The sequence below is a fragment of the Geodermatophilus ruber genome (genome assembly GCF_900114385.1).
GTDB classification, from domain to species: domain Bacteria; phylum Actinomycetota; class Actinomycetes; order Mycobacteriales; family Geodermatophilaceae; genus Geodermatophilus; species Geodermatophilus ruber.
Map to the genome: position 1 here is coordinate 161,417 of NZ_FOSW01000003.1, position 22,851 is coordinate 184,267.

The 22,851-nt window shown below is 74.5% G+C and carries 22 protein-coding genes; 16 read left to right on the forward strand and 6 right to left on the reverse strand.

The genetic code is table 11. The features are described 5' to 3' along the window. Positions 1-93: 93 nt before the first annotated feature. On the forward strand, positions 94-972 hold the full coding sequence (locus tag BMZ50_RS23620; protein WP_143087096.1) for a sulfotransferase domain-containing protein: 879 nt from the start codon (positions 94-96) through the stop codon (positions 970-972). A 48-nt stretch (positions 973-1,020) separates the two neighbouring features. Beyond that, positions 1,021-1,947: a Wzz/FepE/Etk N-terminal domain-containing protein gene (locus tag BMZ50_RS05885; protein WP_091322245.1), complete on the forward strand. Its 927-nt coding sequence runs from the start codon at positions 1,021-1,023 to the stop codon at positions 1,945-1,947. 95 nt (positions 1,948-2,042) lie between these two features. On the opposite strand, the gene BMZ50_RS05890 is transcribed toward BMZ50_RS05885, so the two are convergent. The 3 genes from BMZ50_RS05890 to BMZ50_RS05900 form a co-directional block, all read right to left on the reverse strand. Further along, positions 2,043-2,996 (reverse strand): UDP-glucuronic acid decarboxylase family protein, encoded by a 954-nt coding sequence (locus BMZ50_RS05890; RefSeq protein ID WP_091322247.1) that lies wholly within the window; start codon positions 2,994-2,996, stop codon positions 2,043-2,045. 125 nt (positions 2,997-3,121) lie between these two features. Then, a complete protein-coding gene (locus BMZ50_RS05895) occupies positions 3,122-4,837 on the reverse strand; it encodes a peroxidase family protein (RefSeq protein ID WP_091322249.1) in 1,716 nt (571 codons plus the stop codon). A gap of 154 nt (positions 4,838-4,991) precedes the next feature. After that, on the reverse strand, positions 4,992-5,372 hold the full coding sequence (locus BMZ50_RS05900; protein WP_091322251.1) for a hypothetical protein: 381 nt from the start codon (positions 5,370-5,372) through the stop codon (positions 4,992-4,994). Positions 5,373-5,533: 161 nt separating this feature from the next. Here BMZ50_RS05900 and BMZ50_RS05905 point away from each other — a divergent pair, with 161 nt between their 5' ends. Next, on the forward strand, positions 5,534-6,451 hold the full coding sequence (locus BMZ50_RS05905) for a metallophosphoesterase family protein (protein ID WP_091322254.1): 918 nt from the start codon (positions 5,534-5,536) through the stop codon (positions 6,449-6,451). A 115-nt stretch (positions 6,452-6,566) separates the two neighbouring features. On the opposite strand, the gene BMZ50_RS05910 is transcribed toward BMZ50_RS05905, so the two are convergent. Next, on the reverse strand, positions 6,567-8,321 hold the full coding sequence (locus BMZ50_RS05910; protein ID WP_091322256.1) for an alpha/beta hydrolase: 1,755 nt from the start codon (positions 8,319-8,321) through the stop codon (positions 6,567-6,569). Positions 8,322-8,478: 157 nt separating this feature from the next. Beyond that, positions 8,479-8,718: a hypothetical protein gene (locus tag BMZ50_RS05915; RefSeq protein ID WP_091322708.1), complete on the reverse strand. Its 240-nt coding sequence runs from the start codon at positions 8,716-8,718 to the stop codon at positions 8,479-8,481. Positions 8,719-8,940: 222 nt separating this feature from the next. Here BMZ50_RS05915 and BMZ50_RS05920 point away from each other — a divergent pair, with 222 nt between their 5' ends. The 12 genes from BMZ50_RS05920 (at position 8,941) to gcvP (ending at position 20,822) form a co-directional block, all read left to right on the forward strand. Beyond that, positions 8,941-9,138, forward strand: coding sequence for a DUF1918 domain-containing protein (locus BMZ50_RS05920; protein WP_091322258.1), 198 nt, complete (start codon positions 8,941-8,943; stop codon positions 9,136-9,138). A 10-nt stretch (positions 9,139-9,148) separates the two neighbouring features. Further along, positions 9,149-11,239 carry an elongation factor G-like protein EF-G2 gene (locus BMZ50_RS05925; protein ID WP_091322260.1) on the forward strand — a complete coding sequence of 697 codons (2,091 nt, stop codon included), beginning with the start codon at positions 9,149-9,151 and terminating at the stop codon, positions 11,237-11,239. 144 nt (positions 11,240-11,383) lie between these two features. Next, positions 11,384-12,049 (forward strand): cardiolipin synthase ClsA, encoded by a 666-nt coding sequence (gene clsA, locus BMZ50_RS05930; RefSeq protein ID WP_091322262.1) that lies wholly within the window; start codon positions 11,384-11,386, stop codon positions 12,047-12,049. Beyond that, positions 12,046-12,978, forward strand: coding sequence for a DUF881 domain-containing protein (locus BMZ50_RS05935; RefSeq protein WP_091322264.1), 933 nt, complete (start codon positions 12,046-12,048; stop codon positions 12,976-12,978). Before clsA ends, BMZ50_RS05935 begins: the two co-directional genes overlap by 4 nt. Positions 12,979-12,981: 3 nt before the next feature. After that, on the forward strand, positions 12,982-13,314 hold the full coding sequence (locus BMZ50_RS05940) for a small basic family protein (RefSeq protein WP_091322266.1): 333 nt from the start codon (positions 12,982-12,984) through the stop codon (positions 13,312-13,314). Further along, a complete protein-coding gene (locus tag BMZ50_RS05945; protein WP_091322268.1) occupies positions 13,311-14,279 on the forward strand; it encodes a DUF881 domain-containing protein in 969 nt (322 codons plus the stop codon). Before BMZ50_RS05940 ends, BMZ50_RS05945 begins: the two co-directional genes overlap by 4 nt. A 45-nt stretch (positions 14,280-14,324) precedes the next feature. Then, positions 14,325-14,744, forward strand: coding sequence for a glycine cleavage system protein GcvH (gcvH, locus tag BMZ50_RS05950; RefSeq protein ID WP_091322270.1), 420 nt, complete (start codon positions 14,325-14,327; stop codon positions 14,742-14,744). A 253-nt stretch (positions 14,745-14,997) separates the two neighbouring features. Then, on the forward strand, positions 14,998-15,513 hold the full coding sequence (gene odhI / locus BMZ50_RS05955; RefSeq protein ID WP_091322272.1) for an oxoglutarate dehydrogenase inhibitor Odhl: 516 nt from the start codon (positions 14,998-15,000) through the stop codon (positions 15,511-15,513). Positions 15,514-15,571: 58 nt separating this feature from the next. Further along, positions 15,572-16,297, forward strand: a complete 726-nt coding sequence (ftsR, locus tag BMZ50_RS05960) for a transcriptional regulator FtsR (protein ID WP_245753408.1) — start codon at positions 15,572-15,574, stop codon at positions 16,295-16,297. A gap of 115 nt (positions 16,298-16,412) precedes the next feature. Then, a complete protein-coding gene (locus BMZ50_RS05965; RefSeq protein ID WP_091322274.1) occupies positions 16,413-16,901 on the forward strand; it encodes a bifunctional nuclease family protein in 489 nt (162 codons plus the stop codon). 268 nt (positions 16,902-17,169) lie between these two features. Beyond that, on the forward strand, positions 17,170-17,745 hold the full coding sequence (locus BMZ50_RS05970; RefSeq protein ID WP_091322276.1) for a MerR family transcriptional regulator: 576 nt from the start codon (positions 17,170-17,172) through the stop codon (positions 17,743-17,745). A 95-nt stretch (positions 17,746-17,840) separates the two neighbouring features. Continuing rightward, positions 17,841-20,822: an aminomethyl-transferring glycine dehydrogenase gene (gene gcvP, locus BMZ50_RS05975; RefSeq protein ID WP_091322278.1), complete on the forward strand. Its 2,982-nt coding sequence runs from the start codon at positions 17,841-17,843 to the stop codon at positions 20,820-20,822. Between the two features lie 154 nt (positions 20,823-20,976). On the opposite strand, the gene coaA is transcribed toward gcvP, so the two are convergent. After that, complete coding sequence (coaA, locus tag BMZ50_RS05980; protein ID WP_091322280.1) at positions 20,977-21,939, reverse strand: type I pantothenate kinase; 963 nt, start codon at positions 21,937-21,939, stop codon at positions 20,977-20,979. A 100-nt stretch (positions 21,940-22,039) separates the two neighbouring features. On the opposite strand from coaA, the gene BMZ50_RS05985 reads away from it, so the two are divergent. Continuing rightward, positions 22,040-22,849, forward strand: coding sequence for a GNAT family N-acetyltransferase (locus BMZ50_RS05985; protein WP_091322282.1), 810 nt, complete (start codon positions 22,040-22,042; stop codon positions 22,847-22,849). Positions 22,850-22,851 lie beyond the last annotated feature (2 nt).

The window sequence follows — 22,851 nt, forward strand, 5'->3', positions numbered from 1 at the left end:
CGCCACGGCACCCGGCGGACGCCGTGTGCTACGGCGGCGCGAGGGTAGCGCAGGACCTCGGGATTCCCGACTCTCTGCCCTAACATCGCCACGGTGCGTCCAGGCCCCGAGTTGATGATCGTCGGAGCACCCAAGAGCGGGTCGACCGCGCTCTTCCAGTACCTCGCCGACCACCCCGACGTGCGGGCGCACGTGCACCGGGAGATGCCCTTCTTCGGCCGGGACGAGGAGTTCGCCGGCGGCTGGGCGTGGGCGGTGGAGAAGTACTTCCCGCCGTCGGTGGGGAACGCGCCGCTGGTCGCCAAGCACACGATGGCGATGTACGACCCCGCCGCGGTGCGCCGCATCGTCGACGCCACGCCGGCGGTCGTGGTCGCTGTCCTCCGCAACCCGGTGCCACGGGCGTACTCGCACTTCCAGTACGCCCGCCTGCGCGGTTGGGAGGAAGCCGCCACCTTCGAGGAGGGCCTCGCCAAGGAGAAGGACCGGACGGTCAGCTCACCGCCGCAGGCCCGGGACATGCAGTACGTCGGGAGCGGCATCTACGCGCCGCACGTGCGCACCCTGTTCGACACCGTGCCACCGGAGCGGCTGCGCATCTACCTGTCCGATGACCTGCGCCGCGGCGCGCAGGAGATCTGCGCCGAGCTGTTCGATCTGGCCGGTCTGGCCCCCTACGAACCGGACGTCACGAGGGGGCACAACGAGGGGCGGGCGCCGCGGTCGGCCCGGTTCGCCCGGGCCTTCCTCGCCGTGCAACAGCCCGGCAGCCCGCTGCGCGCGCTCGCCGCGAAGGTGCCCAGCCGGACCCTCTACCGCGCCCGGTACCTGGTCAACCGGCTGAACGAGGGCCCGGCCTCCTTCCCGCCCATGGCCCCGGAGACCGCGGCCCGGCTGCACGAGCGCTTCGCGGAGCCCAACGCAGCCCTCGCCGTCCTCCTGGGACGATCACTCAACGCATGGGGGAAGTGACGCACAGGAGCATCCCGGAAACGGTCCGTTCCCGGTACCTTCACCGCCGTGCTCGAGACTGCCGCTGACCAGACGTCACGCACGTCCCCGGCCCGGTCGGACGGCGTCCGCAGTGGGTCATGGTCGTACGACGAGGGGCCCGGCCTGCGCGAGTACCTCGCAACGCTCCGGCGCTACTGGTGGCTGGCGCTGCTGACCTTCCTCGCCGTGCTCGCGGCGTCCATCGCTTCGCTGTACGTCATCGACCCGGTGTACCGGGCGGAGGCCGAGATCCTGGTCCGGACGGAGGACAGCCGGCAGCTCTTCCCGCGGACCAGCGGTACCTCGGCCGGCGCGCTGATCCGCTCGCCGGGGGCGGAGCTCGTCTACGTGGAGAGCGACGCGTTCCAGCAGCGCGCCGTCGAGGCCGCCGGTGACGAGGCCCAGGTCGAGGTGCGCGGCGCGGCGGACAGCAGCGCGCTCGTCCTCGTCGCCGAGGCCGGCGACCCGGCGGCGGCGCAGGAGGCCGCGCAGACCTGGGCGGAGACCTACGTGGCGGCCCGGCACGAGAGCGACGTCGCGGAGACCACGGCGCTGCGGGACCTCCTGATCGGGGACCGGGACGCGCTGCAGACGCGGCAGCAGGAGATCCTCCAGCCGGTCGCCGCCCTGGACGAGGCCGTGGCAGTGGAGGCCGACCCGGTCGAGCTGTCCCGGCTGCTCAACCAGCGGCTGGCCATCCAGCGGACGCTCGCTCCGGAGCTCGACCCGGTGGAGACCGAGCTGCGCCGGGTGAACACCCAGATCTCCAGCCTGGACGTCGATCTGCGGGTGCTGGAGGACCCCCAGGCCCTCGCCTACGTCAGCAGCGCGGCCGAGGTGCCGGAGGAGCGGGCCAACGGGTCGATGACACAGAGCGTGCTCGTCGGCGTCCTCGCCGGGTTGGTCCTCGCCGGTGGCGCCGTCGCGGGGGCGCGGGCGCTGCGTCGCCCCTGAAGGAGACGGCCCCCTGCGGGGACCCGCCGCGAGCGCGCGAGCGGTGGGGGGCAGGGGTCCTTGCTCGCTGGGGGCCGCCCCGGGAGGGGTCCAGCTCAGCGGGTGGCGCCCACCACGTCCGGGTGCTGGGCGAACCAGTCGATGGTGCGCTTGAGGCCCTCGTCGAGCGCGATCTGCGGCTCCCAGCCCAGCGTGCGGCGGGCCAGGGCGATGTCGGGCTGGCGCACCGTCGGGTCGTCCTCGGGGCGCGGGACGAACTCGATGGCCGAGCTGGAGCCGGTCAGGCCGATGATCCGCCGGGCCAGGTCGATCACCGGGATCTCGTGCGGGTTGCCGATGTTCATCGGCCCCGGCTCCGACGACAGCAGGAACCGCAGCAGCCCGTCGACGAGGTCGTCGACGTAGCAGACCGACCGGGTCTGACTGCCGTTCCCGGCGACGGTCAGCGGCTCCCCGGCCAGCGCCTGCCGGATGAACGTCGGGATGGCCCGGCCGTCCCGCGGCCGCATCCGCGGACCGTAGGTGTTGAAGATCCGCACGATCGCGGTGTCCACGCCGTGCGTGCGCCGGTAGGCCGACGTCAGCGCTTCGGCGAACCGCTTGGCCTCGTCGTAGACGCCGCGGGGACCCACCGGGTTCACGTTGCCCCAGTAGGTCTCCGGCTGCGGGTGGACCAGCGGGTCCCCATAGGCCTCGGACGTCGAGGCGAGCAGGTACCGCGCCCCCTTCTCCTTGGCCAGGCCCAGGCTGTGCAGGGTCCCGATGGAGCCGACCTTCATGGTGTGGATGGGCAGCTCGGCGTAGTCGATCGGCGAGGCCGGCGAGGCGAAGTGCAGGACGTAGTCCACCGCCTGCGGCACGTGGATGTAGTCGGTGACGTCGGCGCGGACCAGCCGGAAGCCCGGGTGCTCCAGCAGGTGACCCACGTTGGCCGGCGTGCCGGTCAGGAAGTTGTCGAGGCACAGCACCTCGATGTCGCGCTCGAGCAGCGCCTGGCACAGGTGCGACCCGAGGAAGCCGGCGCCGCCGGTCACGACAGCACGAGACATGGGTTGTCCTCTCCTGACTCCACGGCCTGCCTGGTGGTCGCGGACCGTAGCGGGGGGGATCACCCCACGGCCTCCCCACTTCGGGGGGCGAGGGGGCGCGGTGATCCGACGGGCCCCCCGCCTGGTCACTCGACCAGCGACAGAGAGCCGACCGGCGAGGTGGCCTCCGGGTTGATCCGCTCGTCGGGGGCCAGGGGCAGCGGGCCCGTCTCCTCGACCTCGTCGTCGGGCAGGACGATCCGCGAACGGGGGTCGAGGGCATCGGCGAGCAGGATCAGGTCGCCCACCGTCTTCTTCTCCTGCCACTGGAAGGCCGGCTTGAGGTTGAAGTAGGACTCCGGGTCCAGCGCCATGATGCCGAGGATCACCTCGGCGACGATCCGACTGCCGACCGGGCCGAGCTTGCGGCCCCCGGCGACCAGCTCGGCCTCCTTGAGCACGTAGTACCAGAGCGGCGCCTTGCCGCCCCAGCCCGGCTGCTTGAGGCCGAGCTGCTCGTTGGTCAGCGGGGTGACGCCGATGGCGCGGGCGACGTCCTGGCCGCAGGGCAGGCCCAGCCGCTTGCCGCGCAGCAGGTTGCGCTCGGCCAGGGCGACGATCGCCTTGTCGGTGGGCGCGACGACCGTGGGCGGCAGCGTGAACAACGGCAGCGACAGCTGGGTGTCGATGAGCCGGGCCATGTTCCGGTCGTCCGGCGGCTGGAGGCCCGGGATGTCGAAGAAGTAGTTCCAGTCGGCCCACAGGTTGGCCGGGATGGGCCGGTTGCCGCGCAGGTCCTCGAAGCCGTCGGCGCCGAAGATCGGGACGGTGTGGCCGTCCTGCATCTCGTACTCGGCGCGGATCATGCTGTGCCCGAACCGGTAGGCCGCCCCCGAGTACTCGATCGGCATGTACGGGTTCTCGGGGTGCTCGGGCTTGTAGAAGGTGCCGGTGAACCTGATCGGCCCGTCACGCTTGATGAGGCTGCTGACGACGGGCTTGCCGACGATGCGCGGCAGGTAGTCGTTGACGATCAGCCACTGGTAGTGCCAGCGGGTCTGCCGGCGGGCCTGGGCGTAGGTCATGCCCTGGTCCATGAACTTGTTGTGCAGCCGGATGAAGACCGTGTGCAGCTGCGCGACGATCAGGTTCTCGTCGTTGCGCGGGTCGCCGAGGTACGCCGCGCCGACCTCGTCGCGCGGCAGGTCCACCAGGCCGTCGTGGTGCCAGAGCCTGAGGTAGCCGTGGCGGTCGGGGTCGTAGAGCTCGGGGCTGCCCTGGATGCCCTTGCCGTAGATGCTGCCCAGGTCGAACCACGGGGTGTCGTAGTTCCGCATCGCCAGCGGATCCTGCAGCCGGTGCGTCAGCGGCGTCCGGTCCAGGGTCATGTCGTGGTCGACGAACTGGCCGAAGTAGATGTAGCCGGCCGGGATCCCCGGGTTGTCGAACGCGAAGTCGCTGAGCCGGACGTCGGACAGCGGCGCCTTGCCGTCGTTCATGCTCGCGGCCAGCCACCTCAGCAGCCCGTCGGTCGGCGCGAACGGCGGCAGGTCCTTGAACATGAGCCCGAAGCGGGCCTCCGCCTTCCGGTCCACCCGGACGGCGATGTCCGCACCGCGCGGGTCCCCGACGGCGTGCGCCGCGGTCTCGGCGGGTGCGTCGGCGCTCGCCGGCGCCGCGGCGGGGTCGGTGGCCGGGTCGGTCACCTCGGCCCGCGCCGTGCCGGCGAGCCCGCCGACGGCGGGCATCATCGCCGTGGTCAGCGTCCCGGCGAGGAAGCCGCGGCGGGTCACCCCGCGCGCCGCCCCTGCCCCGCTGAACGGGCAGCCGTCAGCACTCCCGTGGCCCTGCTGCATGCTCATCCCCCGCCGGCATCATCCGGACCCCCCGGCCCGTGCTGTGAGCAGCATCGGGGGTGCTGCGCCCGGCCTGGCAGACGCATCCATGGGGTCGGCGGCCCCCCCATTGTGGGTGTGCAGGGAGGCGCCGGTGCCCGGGCCCGGTCGGACCGACGACTCACGGTGCGTCGAAGTAGGTGACCTGATCCGGCCGGGCGTGGAAGGGATTGGCCCACTCCGAGGGCGTGCCGGTGATCGGCTGGGCGTCGGTCACCACCACGAACGGCGTGCCCGGGTAGACGGCGAGCACCCGCGAGGTCGAGGTGAGCGTCTCGGTCCGCTCGATGAGCTCCCCGCGGCGCAGCTGCTGCGTCGTCCGCTGCCCGCTCAGCTCCTCGCCGACCTCGGCGACCCACCGGGCGCCGTCCTGGGTGAAGGCGATCGACCGGACACGCCGGCCGGGGGGAGCGGGCTCGCACCCGGCGAACTCGGCGAGGGCGTCGTAGAGCCGCTCCGCCTGCTCGTCGTCGCTCGCCCGCGGGAGGAAGAAGGCAGCCATGGACGGATTCTCGCCGTGGGCCCGGACAGTGACCGAGCAGGCGGTGGACCGGCTCCCGCGTCGGGGATCCCGCCGGGCGGCCGGCTCATCCGCCAGCATGTGCCGGGTCGGCCTCGGGGGTCCGGCACAGACGGACTGCCGTTCTCGGCATGGAGGTCCGCATGGTGGCTCGCCGCCCGTTCCGCAGCGGCCTGGCCGTGGTCGCTGCCGGCCTCGTCGTGGTCGGCGGCTGCACGTCCCCGTCGTCCGGTCGATCCTCGGCGCCGGCCGGATCGGAGCGCGCACGCTCGGCGCCCTCCGGCGTCGAGGTCCCGACCGGGAACTGCGTCGTCGCGGCCGCCGGGGACGTGGCCGCCGAGGACGACTACCGGCGCGGCGCGGCGCGGACCGCCGAACTGATCGCCGCGGCGCGGCCGGTGAAGGTGCTGGCGCTGGGGGACCTGGCCTACTCCGACGGCACGGCCGCGGAGTTCTCCGACTTCTACGACCGCACCTGGGGAGACCTCCGGCCGATCACCGCTCCCACGCCGGGCAACCACGAGTACCACTCGGACGGCACGGGCTACTTCGACTACTTCGACGTGCCGGCCAACTACGCCTTCGACCTGTGCGGGTGGCGGGTCGTCTCGGTGGACCAGTACGCGGGCATGGGCGAGGCGGCGGACTTCATCGAGGCGGAGGGGGCCTCGGCCGGCGACCGGCCGCTGCTGGTCTTCTGGCACGAACCGCGCTTCTCCAGCGGGAAGACGCACGGCACCAACCCCGGCCTGCAGCCGTTGTGGGAGGCGGCCGTCGGGGCCGGAGCGGAGGTCGTGCTCAACGCGCACGACCACATCTACGAGCGGTTCGAGCCGATGGGTGCCGACGGGGAGCCCCGACCCGAGGGCACCGTCGAGTTCGTGTCGGGCAACGGGGGGCACCGCCTGCGCGACATCGCGGGCCGGGAACCCCACAGCGCGGCCGTCGTCGTCGGCACGCCGGGGGTCCTGTTCCTCACGCTGCGGGCCGACGGCTACGACTGGAGCTACCGGGACGTCGAGGACCGCACCGGCGACGCCGGCACGCGCGCCCTTCCCTGAGCCGGAGGCGGCACTCCGCTCCGTCCGGCCCCGGGCCGCTCGGCCGGGCCCACGCAGCTGCACGGAGATCAACCGTTATCCCCAACAAATGCGCGCGGGGACCCGGGGCTGCGCGTCACCCTGCGCTGATCAGCTCGGCCAGCCGGTCGCCGGCGGCGAGGGTCCAGCCCGGAGGGTCCGCCACGCGCGCCCAGCCGGTCACGTAGTCGGTCACGTAGTGGTGACCGTGCCCGTCCGGCACGCCGGTCGAGAACACCAGGTCCGCCGTCACCTGCCAGAACGTCACGAGGGGGATCCAGGTCATTTCGGGGGACACGTCGGGCGCCGGCTCGTCCTCGAGCCAGTCGGGCCGGGACAGGATCAGCCGCGGCGACCACCACACGATGGGGTCGGAGGCGTTCTGCAGGTAGGCGACCCGTGGCCGGTCCCACGGGCCGGCCGGACGGTCGAGGTCGGGCGCGTCGTCGGCGAACCGCACGGTACGGCCGTCGCCGTACACCGGGAGCCACTCGGGCGAGCCCTCCGCGCGGTCGGCGACCAGGCCGCGCCACAGCTCGTTGAAGTTGGGCGGCCCCGCCCACAGCACGCCGTCGGTGCGGTTCTCGATGTCGGCCAGGCCGCTGAAGGCGGCCTCCCCGCCGAAGGTGCCCAGGCTCTCCCCGTAGACGAACAGCTCCGGCCGGCGGTCCGGGGGCAGCTGCGCCCAGGCGCCGTACACCGCGTCGAACAGGGCCCGGCCGGCGTCGCGCGCCTTGGCCTGGTCGACGAGGAACGACAGCCAGCTCGGCAGGTACGAGTACTGCATGGCGACCATCGCCGTGTCGCCGTTGAAGAGGTACTCGAGCGAGTCGCTGGCGGCGGGGTCCACCCAGCCGGTGCCGGTGGTGGTGACGACGACCAGGACCTGCCGGTCGAACCCACCGGCACGCTGGAGATCGCGGACGGCGAGCGCGGCCCGGTCGGCGACCTCGCCGCCCGCCGCCAGCCCGCTGTAGACGCGGACCGGCTCCAGGGCCGGCCGCCCGGAGAAGGCGCCGAGCTCCTCCGGGGTGGGGCCGGCGCCGACGAAGTTGCGTCCCTGCAGGCCCAGGCTCTCCCACGTCACCAGCGACGCCGGGCTGCCCGACCGCTGCGGCGCTTCCGGGCGCACCGCCCCCTCCTCGGTGCCGTCGTCCTTCACGCTGAACGCCGAGTTGGCCGCCTCCACCAGCCCCTGGAACAGGACCCCGTTGAGGAGGAACACCGCGAGCGTGGCCACGGCCACCACGGCCAGCGGCCGGGCCAGGCGGTGCGGCAGGAGCCGGCCGGCCAGGCGGGTCAGCCAGCCGGTCAGCCGGCGCGCCGCACGGCCGACCCCGACGAGCGCCGCGAACACGAGGACGGCGGCGACGACGATCCCGGCCGACCGGTAGCCGGGCGGGGGCTCGAGCCCCATCAGCTGGTGGATCTCGCGCTGCCAGCGCTGCCCCAGCCAGAGCATGACGAGGCCGAGCACGACGCCGGCCGCGGCGAGGACCTGCCAGGCGCGCCGGCGCACCGCGGGGGAGGGGCGCCGGCCGATGATCTCGTGGACCAGCCAGGCCGCGCCGACGCCGGCCCCGTAGCCGATCGCCGCCGAGATCCCCGCGATCAGCCCCTGGAGGAGCCAGCCCCGGGGGAGCAGGGACGGGGTAAGGGAGGCGCAGCCCAGCACCAGGGCGCCGGTGGTCCCGCTCCAGGTGTAGCGCGGCAGCCTCGGCCGGCGCCTGCGGGGCGGCGCGCTCGGCTCGGATGCCGCGCGCGCCGGCGCTCCCTCGGCGGCAACCGGCGCCGGGCGGTCCGCGCCGCCGTCCCGGTCGCTGTGGGGGTTCGTCGCCGATCCCGTCGCCATGTCGCCCTCCGCTCGGGTCGACGACGAGCCTGCCGGCGGGACGGCGGCCCGTCCTCCCGCCGGCGGGGTGACTCACGGCGGGCCCGACCTCCACCGATTACCGTTATCCCCAACAAACCGGCGCAGAGACGACGCACACCGACGAACCGCGAAGCCGTCAGCCGGGCACGAGCCGCCGGCACTCCGCGCACGGGGAGGACGACCCGAGCCCGCGCCGCCCGCTCCAGCTGCCCTGGACGACGGCGACCGGGGTGCCGCAGGCGGCCACCCACGGCGGCGGCCCGTCGGCGGCGTCCCGGGGGACGGCGTGCGCCCGTTCCCCGTCCTGCTCGCGGCCGGCCGCGTGGCTGCCGCCGGTCCCGTGGTCGCCGCTGGTCCCGTGGTCGCCGCTGGTCATGGCACACGGATGGGGCGTGCCGGGGGTGACCCGATCGACCGGGCGGAGTTCCGGGCGCTCGAGGAACGGGTGATCGCGCACAGCGGCACCGCCGCGAGCCCGGGCGCGCACGCTCGCCGACCAGGCAGGCCTGGACGGAGGCCCCCGGCCCCTTGATCGGCCCCCGCCCCGCGGGCAGGCTGTGACTCACGACACAGCTGGGTCAGTCGCCGGGAGGTCGCCGTGGAAGCTTGCACAGGGGACAGGATCGTCGTCCACTCCACCCACCAGGGGGAACCGGAGCGGACGGGGGTGGTGCTCGAGGTACGGGGCGACGCCGGCGGCCCGCCCTACGTCATCCAGTGGGACCCCGACGGCCACACCGGGGTGTTCTACCCGGCCGGCACCTGCGCCGTGGTGCCCTCCTCGGCGAACGGCTGAGGCGAGGCTCGTGAGCAAGGACAGCGGAAGAGCGCCGGCGCCGCGACCGGCCGAGAAGGTCCGCAACGTGGCCCTCGTCGGCCACGCGGGCGCGGGCAAGACCACCCTGGCCGAGGCGCTGATCGTGGCCGCCGGCGCCCTGCCCCGCGCCGGGCGGGTGGAGGACGGCACCACGTGCATGGACAACGAGGAGGTGGAGGTCCGGCAGCAGCGCTCGGTCTCCCTGGGGGTGGCCACGGTGGAGCACGCCGACCACCGGCTCACCCTGCTCGACACCCCCGGCTCCCCGGACTTCGTCGGGGAGCTGCGGGCCGGCCTGCGGGCCGCCGACGCCGCCCTGTTCGTGGTCTCGGCCGTCAACGGCGTGGACGCCACCACGGTGCAGCTGTGGGACGAGTGCGCCGCCGTCGGGATGCCGCGCGCGGTCGTCATCACCCAGCTGGACCGGGCCCGCGCCGACGTCGACGACGCGATCCGGCTGTGCCGGTCGATGCTGGGGGAGGGGGTCTACCCCCTGCAGCTGCCCCGGCGCGGCCCGGATGGCGCGGTGACCGGCCTGGTCTCGCTGCTCGAGCCCGACGTCGAGGGGGAGGGTGCGGACGGCTCGGACGCCGACCGGCTCCGCGCCGAGCTGATCGAGGGGATCATCGGCGAGAGCGAGGACGAGACCCTCATGGACCGCTACCTCGCCGGCGAGGAGCTGGTCGTCGCCGACCTGGTGGCCGACCTGGAGACGGCCGTGGCCCGCGGCCACTTCCACCCGATCCTCTGCACCGTGCCGCTGTCCGGGGCGGGCGTCCCGGAGCTGCTCGACCTGCTGGTCTCGGCCTTCCCGTGCCCGATGGAGCACGGCTGCCCCGACGTCACCCGCCCCGACGGCTCCCCGGCCGCCGCGCTGACCTGCGACGCCGGCGGCCCGCTGGTCGCCGAGGTGGTCAAGACCACGACCGATCCCTACCTCGGGCGCGTCTCCCTCGTCCGGGTCTTCTCCGGCACCCTGCAGCCCGACATCGCCGTCCACGTGTCCGGGCACGGCATGGCCGAGCGCGGGCACCCCGACCACGACGCCGACGAGCGGGTCGCGGCGATCTCCTCACCGCTGGGCGCGGCCCTGCGCCCGGTGGCGGCCTGCCTGGCCGGTGACATCTGCGCCGTGGCCCGGCTGAACACCGCCGAGACCGGCGACACCCTCTCCTCGCCCGAGGACCCGCTGCTGGTCGCGCCGTGGGACCTGCCCACCCCGCAACTGCCCATCGCGCTCGAGGCGGCCTCCCGGTCCGACGAGGACCGGCTCGCCACCGCCCTGGCCCGGCTGGTCGCCGAGGACCCGACCGTCCGGCTGGAGCGGCGGGCCGACACCGGGCAGCTGCTGCTGTGGTGCGTGGGGGAGGCCCACGCGGAGGTGCTGCTGGACCGGCTGCGCACCCGCCACGGCGTCGCGGTGAACACCGTCCCGGTGCGGGTGCCGATGGTCGAGACGCTGGCCAAGCCGGGCCGGGTCACCGGCCGGCACGTCAAGCAGTCCGGCGGGCACGGCCAGTACGCGGTCGTGGTGATCGAGGCCGCGCCCGGGCCGCCGGGCTCGGGCATCGTGTTCGAGCAGCGGATCGTCGGCGGCACCGTGCCCAGCCAGTTCCACGGCAGCGTGGAGAAGGGCGTCCGGGCCCAGGCCGCCCGCGGCGTCAACGGGGAGCGCCCGCTGGTCGACGTCCACCTCACCCTCGTCGACGGCAAGGCCCACTCGGTGGACTCCTCGGACGCGGCCTTCCAGGCCGCCGGTGCGCTGGCCCTGCGCGAGCTCGCCGCCTCCGTCGGCACCCGGGTGCTCGAGCCGTGGTGCGCGGTGGAGGTGGTCGTCCCGGCGGAGTACGTCGGCTCGGTCATGAGCGACCTGTCCGCCCGCCGCGCGCGGGTGACCGGCAGCGAGGCCGACCCCGACCCCGACCGCGACCGGACGACGGTCGGCGCCGAGGTGCCCGAGGTGGAGTTGCTCACGTATGCCGGCGCGCTGCGGTCGGTCTCCCACGGCACCGGCAGCTTCCGCCGCAGCCCCCTGGGCTACGAACCCGCACCTCCGTCACTGACCGCCGTCCCCGCATAGACCTCACGGCCCGGCCCGGCGGGGTGCCGGAACCAGGCCGCGCAGGCCCGCCGGTGCGCCCTCGGAGGACCGCCGGCGCGGGACACTAGCCTTCGCAGGCGGTGTGCAGCGGCTGGAGGTTTCGTGACGTCGTCCCATGGTTCGTTGCCGGCTGCCCCGGTCCCGTCGGCGGAGGCCGCAGCGGCGGGCGGCGCAGCGGCTGACACCCCGGTGGTCGCCGACCGCAACGAGCTGCCCGACCGCGTCTGGACCCTCCCCAACGTCCTGTCGGTGCTGCGGCTGCTCGGCGTGCCGCTGTTCCTGTGGCTGCTGCTCGGCCCGCAGGCCGACGGCTGGGCCGTGGTCGTGCTCATGGTCTCCGGGTTCACCGACTGGGCCGACGGCAAGCTCGCCCGTGCCCTGGGCCAGTCCAGCCGCCTCGGTGCCCTGCTCGACCCGGCCGCCGACCGGCTCTACATCGTCGCCACGCTGGTCGCGTTCGTGCTGCGGGACGTCGTCCCGCTGTGGGTGGTCGCGATCCTCGTCGGCCGCGAGCTGGTGCTCGGCGTCATGCTGCTGGTGCTGCGCCGCCACGGGCACCCGCCGCTGCAGGTGCACTACCTGGGCAAGGCGGCCACCTTCATCCTGCTCTACGCCTTCCCGCTGCTGCTCCTCGCCGACGGGGACGGGCCGCTGGTCGCGGTCGCCCAGCCGGTGGCCTGGGCGCTGACCATCTGGGGCGGGTCGCTCTACGTGCTGGCCGGGGTGTTCTACGTGATCCAGGTGGCCGGGATCGTGCGCGGCGAGCGGTCGGTCGGGGCGGCGCCGTGACTTCCCTCCTGCGCGGCGGGGGGCCGCGGTCCATGGGGGCCTCCCTCCTCGACCAGGTCCTTGCCGAGACGCTGGACCCGGCCTACGCGCAGGCCGCGGAGGCGCGTGCCGCCCGGGAGAAGGCCGCCGCGGCCACCGGCCGGCCGCTGTCGCCCGTGCGGCGCCGGTGGGGCTCGCTGGCCGTGGCGCTCACGATGGCCGTCGCCGGGGTGCTCGCCGCCGTCACCTACGACCAGGCCGCGGTCGGTGCGCAGGGCCGGGAGAAGGTCCGGGAGGCGCTGATCTCCGACATCACCCAGGGGGCGGAGACCACCGACGCCCTGGCCGACGAGCTCGACCGGCTGCGCACCCAGCTGTCCGCGGCCCGGGACGACGCCCTGACCGCCACGGCCGAGGGGCAGCGGACCCTCCAGGAGCTGTCCGACGCCGAGCTCGCCGCGGCCGTCCTCCCGGTCACCGGCCCGGGGCTGCTGGTCACCCTCGCCAACGCCGAGCCCGACGCCGACGCCGACCCCGTCGGCGGGGGCACCGAGGACCCCCGCGGCCGGGTGCGCGACGGCGACCTGCAGCTGGTCGTCAACGCCCTGTGGGCCTCGGGTGCCGAGGCGGTGAGCATCAACGGCCAGCGGCTGGGCCCGACCACGGCGATCCGGTTCGCCGGGGAGGCGGTCCTGGTCGACTTCCGGCCGGTCACCAACCCCTACCTGGTGAGCGCCATCGGCGACCCCGACACCCTGAGGTCCCGGTTTCTCGGCAGCCCCGAGGTCGGCGCGCTCGCCGTCATCTCCGAGTCGTTCGGTCTGCGTTTCGAGTTCGCCCAGGAGGACGAGCTGTCTCTACCCGCCGGGAGCTCGCTCGAGCTCCGCTCCGCCACCCCGGTGTCCCAGGAACCCGCCGCACCGGCGCCCGAACCGTCCCCGGGAGGCTGACCCGTGATCCCCATCATCGGCCTGGCGGTCGGCGTCGTCCTCGGCCTGGTCTTCGACCCCACCGTCCCGCTGTGGCTGCAGCCCTACCTGCCCATCGCCGTGGTCGCCGCGCTGGACGCGGTCTTCGGCGGCGCCCGTGCCCGCCTGGACGGCATCTTCGACGCGAAGGTGTTCGTCATCTCCTTCGTGTCCAACGTGGTCGTGGCGGCGCTGATCGTCTTCCTGGGCGACCAGCTGGGGGTGGGCGCGCAGCTGTCCACGGCCGTGGTCGTCGTCCTCGGCATCCGCATCTTCGGCAACGCCGCGGCCATCCGCCGGCACGTGTTCCGCGCATGAGCGACGACCAGCGGCCTGCCGCCGGCCCCGCCGACGCCGACCGGGAGCAGCCGGGTGCCGGCGCCGTGCCGGCGGGCGACGACTCCGTGCCGGCGGGCGACGAGGCCGGCCCGGAGGCGGCCGCGCCGGAGCCCGCCCCGGCGGGCGACGAGGCCGGCCCGGAGGTGGCCGCGCCGGAGCCCGCCCCGGAGGAGCCGGCTCCCGACGAGCCGGCCGAGGTGCCCGCACCGGCGCCGCAGCCGCCCCCCGGCGGGCGTCGCCGGCTCTGGCGGCGCCGACGCGACCCCCTCGCGGCCGCCCTCATCGCCCTGCTCACCGTGCTGCTCGGGTTCGCCTTCGCCGTCCAGGTGCGCAACACCGGCACCGAGGAAGCCCTCGTGGGCGCGCGGGAGGAGGACCTGGTCCGGATCCTCGACGAGCTCGACGTCCGCGAGGACCGCCTGCGGGACCAGATCGCCGAGCAGCGCGGCGCCCTGCGCGAGCTGACCAACACCGACAGCCAGTCGGCGACGGCGCTGGCGGAGGCCCAGCGCCGGGCCGAGGCGCTCGGCATCCTCAACGGCACGGTCGCCGCGGAGGGGCCGGGCCTGCACATGACGATCCTCGATCCCGAGGGCCGGGTGCGCGTCGCCGACCTGCTCGATGCGATCCAGGAGCTGCGCGGCGCCGGGGCGGAGACGATGCAGATCGACGGCGTCCGGATCGGGGTGTCCACCGCGGTGACCGGCGAGCCCGGCGACCTGCGCATCGACGGGCGAGCGGTCGAGAGCCCGTACGAGATCGTCGTGATCGGCTCGCCGCCGGACCTGCAGACGGCGATGAGCATCCCCGGCGGCGTCGTCGACCGGGTGGGCCGGCAGGGCGGCACGGTCGAGATCGCGCAGTCCGACCGCGTCGTGGTCGACGCGTTGCGGCCCCTGGACGCTCCTCAATACGCTTCGCCGGAATCCGACGGCGACGACTGACCGCCCTCGACCACGCCGCCGCAGCCCGACGGGAGACCACGCCGCATGAGCACACCCGACGACCGCCGCTACACCGAGCAGCACGAGTGGGCCCTCGTCCAGGGCGGCGACGTCCAGGGGCGTGCGGGCACCGCGACCGTCGTCCGGGTGGGCATCACCGATCACGCGCAGGACGCCCTGGGCGACATCGTCTACGTGCAGCTGCCCGAGGTGGGGGCGGAGGTGGCGCCGGGCAACCCGATCGGCGAGGTGGAGTCCACCAAGTCGGTCTCGGACGTGTACGCGCCGGTGGCCGGGGTGGTCGCCGCGGTGAACGAGGCGCTCGCCGACGCGCCCGAGACGATCAACGCCGACCCCTACGGGGCCGGTTGGCTGGTGGAGATCACCGTCGCCGGGGCCGAGGAGGACCCCACGGCCGGTCTCCTGGACGCCGCCGCCTACCAGGCCCTCGTCGACGTGGCCTGACCCTGCTCCTCCCGCCGGGCTCGATCACTATGCTCGGCTGGGGCGAGGTCCCGCGGACCCCCTCGAGGGCGTCCGCGGCCTCACCCTGAACGTCCGGTTGACCCTCGGGTCAGCCGCTGGTTCCATGACCACGGCCCGCCGTGCCCCACACGGCGGCTGACCTACGACGGGCCGTCCGGTCCGTCGTCCGCCGGCCGCCCGCGACCGACACCCCGGTCCACGGCGGTGCCCCCTTGCACCGGAGGAGACAGACGTGCACTGCACTCGTTGTGGCCACAACAACCCCGAGGGCAGTCGCTTCTGCGCGCAGTGCGGCGCGGCGTTGTCCCAGGAGCGGGTGGGTGAGTCCACCAGCGTCATCCCCAAGGTGGGCGGCGAGGACTCCACCGAGGCCCCCGAGGTCAGCGAGACCGAGGCCCACGCCGGTGCGGTCGAGTCGCTGCCCGCGGGCTCGGCGCTGCTGGTCGTCAAGCGCGGCCCCAACGCCGGCAGCCGCTTCCTGCTCGACCAGGACGTGACCACGGCCGGTCGCCACCCCGACAGCGACATCTTCCTCGACGACGTCACGGTCAGCCGCCGGCACGTGGAGTTCCACCGCGAGGGCGGCGGCTTCTCCGTGCACGACGTGGGCAGCCTCAACGGCACCTACGTCAACCGCGAGCCGGTGGACGTCGCCACGCTGGCCGGCGGCGACGAGGTGCAGATCGGCAAGTTCCGGCTCGTGTACCTGGCTGGTCCGCGCACGAGCGAGCCCGCCGCTCGCTCGTGAGCGGGCCGGCCGGCCTCCGCGGGGAGGCGGCGCCGGATCCGACGGCAGCGTCGGCGGCGTGACCGCGGTGGCCTCGCGCGCGAGCGCGTTCGGGGACGGCGACGGCCAGCACGCACCTCGCCTGACCATCGGCGAGGTGCTGACCGTCCTGCGTGAGGACTTCCCCGACGTGACGATCAGCAAGATCCGCTACCTCGAGTCCGAGGACCTGGTCCACCCGCAGCGCACGCCGTCGGGGTACCGGAAGTTCTCCGCGGCCGACGTGGCCCGGCTGCGGTACGTCCTGGCCGCCCAGCGCGACCAGTACCTGCCGCTGAAGGTCATCAAGGAGCACCTCGACGCGCTGGACCGCGGCGAGCCACTGCCCGGCCAGGCGCCGGCGGCGGTCGCCGCCGGCGGTGGGGAGCCGGAGGAGGGGAGCCTGCCGGCCGACCAGTTCGGCCAGGCGGCCGGGCTGGCGCCGGAGCAGCTGGCCGACTGCGTGCAGTTCGGCCTGCTCGCGCCCGACGGCGACGGCCGGCACCCGGTCGCCGACCTGCCGGTCGCCCGGGCCGCCGCGGGGCTGGCGCGACACGGCATCGAGCCGCGGCACCTGCGCATCTACCAGAGCGGCGCGGAGCGGGAAGCCGGCCTGATCGAGCAGCTGGTCGCGCCGGTGCTGCGGGCCCGCTCGGAGGAGGCCCGCGCGCGGGCCACGGAGAAGCTGCGCGAGCTGGCCGGGCTGTCGGCTCAGCTGCACGGCGCGTTGCTGGAGGCACGCCTCCGGGACCTCCTGCGCCCATGAGTCCGGCGTACCGTGGACGGGTCGGGCCCCGAGTGCGCGGGTCCGTGGTCGACCGTCCACCAGCCGCCCAGAACAACCAAGGCCCTGTCGGGGCCGCAGCTGAGGGAGCCCCACCGTGCAGGAACTTCGAGTCGTCGGGGTCCGGGTCGAGCTGCCCGGCAACCAGCCGATCCTGCTCTTGAAGGAGACGCAGGGGGAGCGCTATCTGCCGATCTGGATCGGCGCGGTCGAGGCCGCGGCCATCGCGTTCGAGCAGCAGGGTGTGCGGCCGGCCCGACCGATGACCCACGACCTGCTCCGCGAGGTGGTCCGTGCCCTGGGGGCGACGCTGGAGGCGGTCAACATCACCGAGATGCGCGACGGCATCTACATCGCCGAGCTCGTCTTCGGCGACGACCGGGTGGTGAGCGCCCGCCCCTCGGACGCCGTCGCCCTCGCCGTCCGCACCGGCGCTCCCATCTTCGGGGCGGAGGACCTGCTCGACGAGGTGGGCATCGAGATCCCCGACGAGCAGGAGGACGAGGTCGAGAAGTTCCGCGAGTTCCTCGACCAGATCTCGCCGGAGGACTTCGGCGCGGGATCGGGTTCGGGCGGCCCCGCCTGAGGAGAGCCGCGGGAGCATCGCAGCGAGGGACGAGCGGGAAGCGGGACGAGGATTGCTGGCTGCGTGCGTGCTTCGGGTGAAGTTCTCCACCCGGGCTGCCGATACCACCCGGAAGGGTCGAGTGCGGCGACACGCCGCCGGCCTCAGTTGACCGGCCCCAGGGCCCGGCTTACGGTCGGCGAACAACACCGGTGTGACACCTGGGACCAGGTGCCCGATCCGGGAGTCGACGCGGCGACCGCTGCGGGACGCAGAGGAGGACGCTGACGTGAGCGACCAGAGCAACGGCTCCCAGGGTCAGCTCTTCAGCGACGCCGCTGTCGGGGCGCCGTCCTACGACGAGGTCGACACCGACCTGGTCGGGTACCGCGGCCCGACGGCGTGTGCCGCTGCCGGCATCACCTACCGCCAGCTGGACTACTGGGCCCGTACCGGTCTGGTCGCCCCCTCCGTGCGCAGCGCGACCGGCTCGGGGACCCAGCGGCTGTACTCCTTCCGCGACATCCTGGTGCTCAAGGTCGTCAAGCGGCTGCTGGACACCGGGGTCTCCCTGCAGAACATCCGCAAGGCCGTGGACCACCTGCGCAACCGCGGGATCAAGGACCTCGCCAACATCACCCTCTTCTCCGACGGCGCCACCGTGTACGAGTGCACCTCCGCCGAGGAGGTCGTCGACCTGCTGGCCGGTGGCCAGGGCGTCTTCGGCATCGCCGTCTCCGGTGCGCTGCGGGAGCTGTCCGGCGAGCTCGCCGAGCTGCCCGCGGAGCGGCTGGACGGCGCCCCCGTCGTCCCGGCGGACGACGAGCTCTCGCTCCGCCGCCGCCGCCGCGCCGCGACGGCGTAGGACCGCCGCCCCGCGCTCCGGCGCGGGGCGGGACGGGCACCCGGCGCGCCGTCCGGTAGGACGACGACGGCGAACCCGCTGGTACCGTCGCGGCAATGGCGAACCCGGCTCCTCGCCCCCCTCGGCTGCCCGCCCTGACCGCCCTCGACCCCTCCGGGTCCTTCGCCGACCGGCACATCGGGCCGCGCGCGGCCGAGACCGAGCAGATGCTCGCCGCCGTCGGGCACCCGACGCTGCAGTCACTGGTCGACGCCGCCGTACCCGAGGGCGTGCACGACCGGACGCCGCTGAACCTGCCCCCCGCCGCCGACGAGACCGCTGTGCTGGCCGCGCTGCGGGAACGCGCCGCGGCCAACGACGTCTACACCTCGATGATCGGTCTGGGGTACTCCGGCACGGTCACCCCGCAGGTGATCCAGCGGAACATCCTCGAGAACCCCGCCTGGTACACGGCCTACACGCCCTACCAGCCCGAGATCAGCCAGGGGCGGCTGGAGGCGCTGCTCAACTTCCAGACCGTGGTCGCCGACCTCACCGGCCTGCCCGTGGCCGGCGCCTCGATGCTGGACGAGGCCACCGCCGCGGCCGAGGCCATGACGCTCGTCCGCCGGGCCGGCCGCGTGACGCCGGACGCCGTCTTCGTCGTCGACGCCGACACGCTCCCGCAGACGCTGGCGGTGCTGGAGACGCGCGCCGATCCGCTCGGCATCACGCTGCACGTCGCCGACCTCTCCGCGGGCTGGCCCACCGACCTGCCCGAGGCCGGCGCGTTCGGTGTCCTGCTGTCCCACCCCGGCGCGAGCGGCGCCGTCCGTGACCACCGCGCGCTGGCCGAGGCGGCGCACGAGGCCGGGGCGTCGGTCGTCGTCGCCGCCGACCTGCTGGCGCTGACGCTGCTCGAGGCGCCGGGGGAGTGGGGCGCCGATGTCGCCTGCGGCACCACCCAGCGCTTCGGCGTACCCATGGGCTTCGGTGGCCCGCACGCGGGCTACCTGTCGGTGCGCGAGGGCCTGGCCCGGCAGCTGCCCGGCCGGCTGGTCGGCGTCTCGGTGGACGCCGACGGCGATGTCGCCTACCGGCTGGCGCTGCAGACCCGCGAGCAGCACATCCGCCGGGAGAAGGCGACCAGCAACATCTGCACCGCGCAGGTCCTGCTCGCGATCATGGCCGGTGCCTACGCGGTCTACCACGGCCCCGAGGGGCTCACCGCGATCGCCGCGCGGGTGCACCGCAGCGCGCAGGCCCTGGCGACCTGGCTGCGGGCCGGCGGGGTGGAGGTCGTCCACGAGCGGTTCTTCGACACCGTGCTGGCGTCGGTGCCCGGCCGGGCCGACCAGGTGGTGGCCGCCGCGGCGCGCCGGCGGATCAACCTGCGCCGGGTCGACGCCGACACCGTCGGCGTCGCCTGCGACGAGACCACCACCCCCGACACGCTGCGCGCGGTCGCGGCCGCCTTCGGCGTGCCCGCCGACGACGCGGTGCTCGCCGAGGACGGCGTCGACGCGCTTCCGCCGGAGCTGCGCCGCCGCACGCCGTTCCTCACCCACCCGGTCTTCGCCGACCACCGCTCCGAGACCGCCCTGATGCGCTACCTGCGCTCGCTGGCGGACAAGGACCTCGCGCTGGACCGGACGATGATCCCGCTCGGGTCCTGCACGATGAAGCTGAACTCCGCGGTGGAGATGGCGGCCATCACCTGGCCGGAGTTCGCCGGCTTGCATCCCTTCGCCCCCGCCGAGCAGGCCCGGGGCTACCGGCAGCTGATCGACGAGCTGTGCGCCGACCTGGCCGAGATCACCGGCTACGCCGCGGTGAGCGTGCAGCCCAACGCCGGCTCCCAGGGTGAGTTCGCCGGGCTGCTGGCCATCCGCGGCTACCACCGCTCGCGCGGCGAGGAGCAGCGCGATGTCTGCCTCATCCCGTCCTCGGCGCACGGCACCAACGCCGCCAGCGCGGTCATGGCCGGCATGCGGGTGGGCGTCGTGGCCTGCGACGACGCCGGCAACGTGGACCTCGCCGACCTGCGCGCCAAGATCGACCAGCACGCCGACCGGCTGGCCGCGATCATGCTCACCTACCCGTCCACCCACGGGGTGTTCGAGGCCGAGGTGCAGGAGATCTGCGCGGCGGTGCACGACGCCGGCGGTCAGGTGTACGTCGACGGGGCCAACCTCAACGCCCTGGTCGGGGTGGCCCGGCCGGGCCGGTTCGGTTCCGACGTCAGCCACCTCAACCTGCACAAGACCTTCTGCATCCCGCACGGCGGCGGGGGGCCGGGGGTGGGTCCGATCGGCGTCCGGGAGCACCTGGTCCCGTTCCTGCCGGGGCACCCGCTGGTCGACACCGGCTCCTCGGGCCCGGCCGTCTCCGGCGCGCCGTGGGGATCGGCCGGGATCCTGCCGATCTCGTGGGCCTACCTGCGGCTGATGGGCCCCGAGGGGCTGCGGCGGGCAACCGAGCACGCGATCCTCGGCGCCAACTACCTCGCCGCCCGGCTGCGCGAGCACTACCCGGTCCTCTACACCGGCGGCCACGGGCTGGTCGCCCACGAGTGCATCCTCGACATCCGGCCGCTGACCCGGGCGAGCGGGGTCACCAACGACGACATCGCCAAGCGGCTGATCGACTTCGGGTTCCACGCCCCGACGATGAGCTTCCCGGTCGCCGGCACGCTGATGGTCGAGCCGACCGAGAGCGAGGACAAGGACGAGCTGGACCGGTTCGTGGACGCGATGGTCGCCATCCGCGCCGAGATCGAGAAGGTGACCACCGGCGAGTACGACCGGGGGGACAACCCGCTGCGCAACGCCCCGCACACGCTGCAGATGCTGGCGGGGGAGTGGGGGCGGCCGTACCCGCGGTCGACGGCGGTCTATCCGGTGCCGGGGCTGCGGGACCGGGGGTACCTGAGCCCGGTGCGCCGCATCGACCAGGCGTACGGCGACCGCAACCTGGTCTGCTCCTGCCCGCCGCTGTCGGCCTACGCCGACGCCGCGCCCGCAGCGGGTGCGGCGGACGACCTGGGCACCGTGGCCGACGTCGTGCCGGACGAGCAGCCGGCCGGCGCCCAGGCCTGACCCGAGGCTCCGCACGATCTCCCGGCGCGCCGCACCAGTGCGCCCCGAGATTTGCCGTTATCCCTAACAAATCGGCGGCCTCGCCATGACCCGGGGAACGAACAGTGACCGGGGAGCCTGCCCGCCATGGTCGCCGACGGGGGACCATGCGCGGTCAGATCTTGCGCAGCAGCACCCGGCGAACCGCGTGGTCGGCGGCCTTCTGCAGCACCAGCCCGGCGCGGGAGCGGGTCGGGGCGATGTTGCTGCGCAGGTTCGGCCCGTTGACCGCCGACCAGATGTCCAGCGCGGTCTGCCGGGCCTCCTCGTCGGTGAGGCTGGCGAACCGGTGGAAGTACGCGGAGGTGTCGGCGAAGGCCGTGCGCCGCAGGGCGAGGAAGCGCTCGACGTACCACTCCCGGATGTCGGACTCCGCGGCGTCGACGTAGACGGAGAAGTCGAAGAAGTCCGACAGGAACACCTCCGGCGCCCGCCCGTCCGCGCGCCGGCCGGCCTGCAGCACGTTCAGCCCCTCGAGCACGAGGATGTCCGGCCGGTCGACGACCTGGCGGGCTCCGGGGACGACGTCGTAGGACTGGTGGTCGTAGAGGGGGGCGCTCACCTCTCCGCGGCCGGACTTCACGTCGGCCAGGAAGCGCACCAGCGCGCGGCGGTCGTAGCTCTCCGGGAAGCCCTTGCGCCCGAGCAGTCCGCGCGCCTCGAGGGCGGCGTTGGGCAGCAGGAACCCGTCGGTGGTCACCAGGTCGACCCGCGGCGAGCCCGGGCCGGCGGCCAGGAGGGTCTGCAGCAGCCGGGCGGTGGTGCTCTTGCCGACGGCGACGCTGCCGGCGACGGCGATCACGTAGGGCACCTTGGCCGTGTCGTCGCCGAGGAACTCGCTGCGCGCCGCCCACAGCCGGCGGCTGGCCTCGACGTGCAGCCGCAGCAGGCCGGCCAGCGGCAGGTAGACCGTGGTGACCTCGCCGAGGTCGATGCGGTCGCCCAGCGACGCCAGCCCGCCCAGGTCGGTCTCGTCCAGGGGGAGTGTGGTGCCCGCGGCGAGCGCTCGCCACGAGGCGCGGTCGAACGCCGCATAGGGCGAGACGTGGGGGCGGGTGGCTGCCGTCACGGCTCCCATCGTGCCGTTCGCGCCGTCGGCCTCACCCGCCCGGGTGGCCCGACGGTCCCGGACCGGCCGTGCCGCCGCCGGCGATCCGCGGCCGGTCTAGGGTGCCGGTATGCCCACCCCCTCCGGGCTGCTCGACTGCATCGAGCGGTACTTCGCCCACGCGCCGCGGCCCGACGGGCGGGTGGTGGCCGCCGGCCCCCTCGACGTGCCGGTGGGCGACCCGGCGTGGCCCTACCCGGCCCGCCCCCGGACAGGGGAGACCGTCACCGCCGATGACGTGCGGGCGGCCGTCGCCCTGCAGGAGCAGGCCGGCCTGCCGGTGGGCCTGGAGTGGATCTGCGAGTGCGCGCCCAGCGCTCCCGCCGCGGTCCGGGCGGCCGGGCTGGCGCTCGAGGAATCCCCGCTGCTGGTCTCGGTCGACCCCGTGGAGCTGCTGATGCCGCCGGGGGTGCGCCTGTACCTGGTCGGCGCCGACGACCCGCAGCTGCCCCGCTACCAGCGGCTGGCCTCGATCGCCTTCGCCCATCCCGGGCCCCGGACCGACGTCGACACCCCCGCCGGTGCGGTGCCGGAGCTGTCCCGCACGGCGGCGCTGCGGGAGCGGATCGCCACCGGTCGCACGGTGATGATGATCGCGGTGGAGGACGGCGAGCCGGTGGCCGTCGGCTCGCACCACCCGATCGACCTCGGGGGCACCGAGGTCAGCGAGATCGTCGGTGTGGGCACCCTCCCGCGCCTGCGCGGGCGGGGGCTGGGGGCCGGCCTGGCATCCGCCCTGGCCGCGCACGCCCGGGAGACCGCGGACGTGGTGTTCCTGGTCGCGGGGGACGACGACGTGGCGCGGATCTACGAGCGGGTCGGGTTCGCCCGGCTGGCCACGGTGGGGATCGCCGGCCGCCCGGAGGAGTCGGCGTCCTGAGC